This is a genomic window from Gluconacetobacter sp., assembly GCF_047721585.1.
Taxonomy (GTDB): domain Bacteria; phylum Pseudomonadota; class Alphaproteobacteria; order Acetobacterales; family Acetobacteraceae; genus Gluconacetobacter; species Gluconacetobacter dulcium.
In genome coordinates, this window is sequence record NZ_JBDNXE010000207.1 from 1 (window position 1) to 4,132 (window position 4,132).

Genomic DNA, 4,132 nt, shown 5'->3' on the forward strand with positions numbered 1-4,132 from the left:
GCCGCCACCCGCGGGCTATTACGATTACTGACCCGGCATAAAAAACGGGGCCTCCCGAAAGAGGCCCCGCCTGTCCGCTCAATCCGCGATACCAGCTATCAGATGGTCGCGCTCAGCGCCTCGGGCTCGGTCCGGGCGCGTTTGACCAGCAATTTGTTCAGGGCATGGACATAGGCCCTGACAGCGGAAACCAGCGTGTCGCTGTCCGCGCCCTGGCCATCGACCAGCTTGCCGCTCTCTTCCAGCCGAACGGTCGTGCGCGCCTGCGCGTCGCTGCCTTCGGTCACCGCTCCGACCGAATAGAGTTGCAGGCTGGCTTCGTGAGGGAAGATGGCCCGCACGGCGTTGAACGCCGCATCGACCGGCCCCTGCCCGTTTGCCTCGGCGCTTCGCGTCTCTCCGTCGATATCCAGCGTCAGGGCCGCGCGCGCCGGGCGGCGGGAGCCGGCCTCGATATCCAGGGAAACGAAGCGGATGCGGGCGTGATCGCGCGCTTCGTCATCCACCAGGGCGACCAGGTCTTCGTCGTAGACGACCTTCTTGCGGTCGGCCAGGTCCTTGAAGCGTGCGAAGGCATCGTTCAGATGCGCGTCGTCCATCTCGCCATAGCCCATGGCCTTCAGCTTGTCGCGGAAGGCCGCACGGCCCGAATGCTTGCCCAGCACCAGCGACGACCGGGTCCAGCCTACGCTCTCCGGGGTCATGATCTCGTAGGTGGCGGCGTTCTTCAGCACGCCATCCTGATGGATGCCGCTTTCATGCGCGAAGGCGTTGCGTCCGACGATCGCCTTGTTGGGCTGCACATCGAATCCGGTGATCGTCGCCAGCATCCGCGAGGTTCGCAGCAGGTTCTGCGTCTGGATGCCCGTTTTGTAGGGCAGCACATCCTGGCGCGTCCGCAGCGCCATCACGATTTCTTCCAGCGCCGCATTGCCCGCGCGCTCGCCGATGCCGTTGATCGTGCATTCGATCTGTCGCGCACCGGCCGCCAGCGCGGCGATGGTGTTGGCGACAGCCAGGCCCAGATCATTATGATTATGGGCCGAGAAGATCACCGTGTCCGCGCCGGGAACACGCGCCTTCAGGTCGGCGAAGATCCGGGCCATATCTTCCGGCGTCGCATAACCGACGGTATCGGGGATGTTGATGGTGGTCGCCCCGGCCTTGATCGCGGCTTCGACGCAACGGCACAGGAAATCGGGGTCGGTACGCGAACCGTCCTCGGCCGACCATTCGACATCGTCCGTAAACTGACGCGCCGCCTTGTTGCCGGCGACAATCAGTTCCAGCACCGTCTCCGGCTCCATCCGCAGCTTGTATTTCATGTGCAGCGGCGAGGTGGAGATGAAATTATGAATGCGGCCGCGTTCCGCCGGGCGGATGGCCTCGCCCGCGCTGGCGATGTCGTTCTTGCCGCCGCTGCGGGCCAGGGCGCAGATCACCGGGCCACGGATGGTGGAGGCGATCTGATGCACGCTCTCGAAATCGCCCTTCGAGGCTACCGGAAAGCCGGCCTCGATGACATCGACGCCCAACTCGGCCAGGGCTTCCGCCATCCGGAGCTTCTCGGCCAGATTCATCGAGAAGCCGGGGGATTGTTCGCCGTCGCGCAGGGTCGTGTCGAAGATGATGACCCGGTCGTCGTCAATACGGCCGAAGGACGGATGGTCGATTGTCATGAAATACCTCGGACAGGTCCGGAATGTTCGCCTGCAAACGCCGAAGCGGCGTTGGCTCCTCGCATACGGGGTATCCCCCGCGATCTCCCCTGGGCGCGCCGGCACCAAGCCGACCCTGAACGCTCAGGGGCAGATAAGTCGAAGGCTAAGGAGAAGGGCGACCCGACCACGGGCACGCGACAGGGCCGGCGCCACTGCGCCCGACAAGCCTGCCGTCATGATCGTTGCGGAATTCATGGGCGGCACCATACAGGCCGATCCGCCGATTGCAACAGAATTATCGGGCGAGGACAACCAGCCCGTGCGCCATCACAAGGCGAAGGCGTCGCGAATGCCCTGCGCGACCTGCACGGGCGTCATGCCGGCCGTATCCAGTTCCAGATCGTAGTCCATGTTGCGATGCACGCGGCCGTACTGCCAGCGTGCCAGGCCGATCGCGCGGTCGCCCCGCGCGCGCTCCCGCTCTTCAAGGACCTCCAGCGGGGCGAACAGCCCAACCAGACGCACGTCACAACCCGCCAGCAATGCCCGATAGGCGCGCGCGTCAGCGGCATCGAGCATCACGTCGTCCACGATCAGGTCGTTCCCCTGCCCCGCCAGCGCCGCCACGGCGTGGCGCATGCCGTGCATCAGGCGCCCCATCACCGGGCCGCCGCGAATGGCCATCGCAGGGTATCCGTCCGCGATCTCGGGCACGAACGCCAGACCGTCCGGATGGCCCAACAGGCGGGGCGGCAGCATGCCGATGAAATCGTCCATTGCGACATGCAGGAAAGGCCGCTCCACCAGCCCCTGGAATGCCCGCGCGGCGGAACTTTTGCCGACGCTGCCGACGCCGTTGAGGATGACCACGCAAGATCGTCGGACCATTCGGACACTCCGCAGCGGAGGATTGGAGGACGGGCGCCCCCCCACGCGCATCAGCCGGTCAGACGGGTCACGCCACCGGCCGAGGCGAAATAGCGGTCGACCGCCTGCTTCATCGCGCCGGCAACCATCATTCGATGCCCCGCCTGACGCAGCGCGGCCTCGTCCATCCGGTTGGACATGAACCCCATCTCCACCAGAACTGACGGGATGTCGGCCGATTTCAGCACGACGAACGCCGCATGGCGTGCCGGATGGGTCAGCAGGCCGATCCGGGGCCTGAAGGAATCCACCACGCTGGCGGCCATGTGCGCGGCCCCGCGCCGCGTTTCCTCCGTCACCAGGCTGGCCAGGATCGCCGCCACCTCGGGCGAATTGGCATGCACACGCGGGCCGCCGAACCGGTCGGCGCTGTTCTCGGTCCGCGCCAGGGCCGCGCTCTGGGCGTCGGAAGCCTGCCCCGACAACGTATAGACGCTGGCCCCGCGCACCGACCGGTCGGTCAGTGCGTCGGCATGCATGGAAATGAACAGCGACGCACTGTGCGCGTGCGCGATCTCCACCCGCCCTTCCAGCGGGATGAAGCGGTCGTCTGCCCTGGTCATGGCGACGCGGTAGGCGCCGCTGGCCAGTAATTGCCGTTGCAGTTCGCTGGCGGCGGCCTCGGCGATATGTTTTTCGTAGGTGCCGGAAACCCCGATCGCGCCGGGGTCCTTCCCGCCATGGCCGGGATCGAGCATGATCAGCGGCAGGGGCGCCGCCGCCCGCCCTATGATCGCCGGAGCATGCAGGGGGTGCGGCCGCGCATGCGCGGCGGCCCGGTGCGTGACCGCCCCCGCGTCGCCTGGCCGCGCGGCCAGCCCCGCGCCCAGGGTGGCCAGCAGGATCGCGCGCCGCCCCTGCCCGGCCGGCCGCGCTGCGGAATGATCAGCATCCATGAAACCGCCCCTTATGGCCATTTCCACGCGCAACGATAGCAGACTCTGTTCCCTTCGTCTGCATTTCAACAGCTTGCAGGAAATCTTTGACGCGGACCATCAGCCTGTCGTCGCGCGTTGCGACAGCGCTTGCAGCGCGGGCTCAGTTGGGTCATGCTTGTACCGTGATGGGTCTCCGCCTGTTGGCGCCGGAAAACGGCCCGACCGGCAGGATCTGGCCCATCCGGCAGGCCGCACCCGTGACCCACGGACCACGGATGCCGCTCCGCCCCGACCGCAAGGCCGGCGCAGGATGACGATGCCCTTTATTCCGACGCCGCACCGCGCATGCGCAGGTGTGCGTCACCGCCTGATGAGGATGGATGAACGCCACGCGATCCGCGTTCGCAGACAGCCCGGTACAGCGCGCGTCACATGGGACGCGCGCGGGCATGATCTGCGCGGATTTCGCCGCAACGGCTTCCGGATCCGTCGAATTGTCTCCCATTTCCATCTTTGCCCCTCCCCCCCGTCGCAAAGGCGCGTCCCCCATGAGGACGCCGGACAGACGGCAGGAGCGGGCATTCCGGAGTTCCGTTTTTAATGACCAAGCGCATGCTGATCGACACGACACACGCGGAAGAAACCCGCGTGGTCGTGATGGATGGT

At 66.5% G+C, this 4,132-nt stretch carries 3 protein-coding genes; all 3 read right to left on the minus strand.

The window, feature by feature from the left end:
* Nucleotides 1–98: 98 nt before the first annotated feature.
* On the minus strand, nt 99–1,679 hold the full coding sequence (locus ABF821_RS20145; RefSeq protein WP_415531366.1) for a 2-isopropylmalate synthase: 1,581 nt from the start codon (nt 1,677–1,679) through the stop codon (nt 99–101).
* A gap of 309 nt (nt 1,680–1,988) precedes the next feature.
* On the minus strand, nt 1,989–2,549 hold the full coding sequence (locus ABF821_RS20150) for a chloramphenicol phosphotransferase CPT family protein (protein WP_183009303.1): 561 nt from the start codon (nt 2,547–2,549) through the stop codon (nt 1,989–1,991).
* Between the two features lie 50 nt (nt 2,550–2,599).
* On the minus strand, nt 2,600–3,505 hold the full coding sequence (locus ABF821_RS20155; protein WP_415531367.1) for an N-acetylmuramoyl-L-alanine amidase family protein: 906 nt from the start codon (nt 3,503–3,505) through the stop codon (nt 2,600–2,602).
* Between the last annotated feature and the right edge of the window lie 627 nt (nt 3,506–4,132).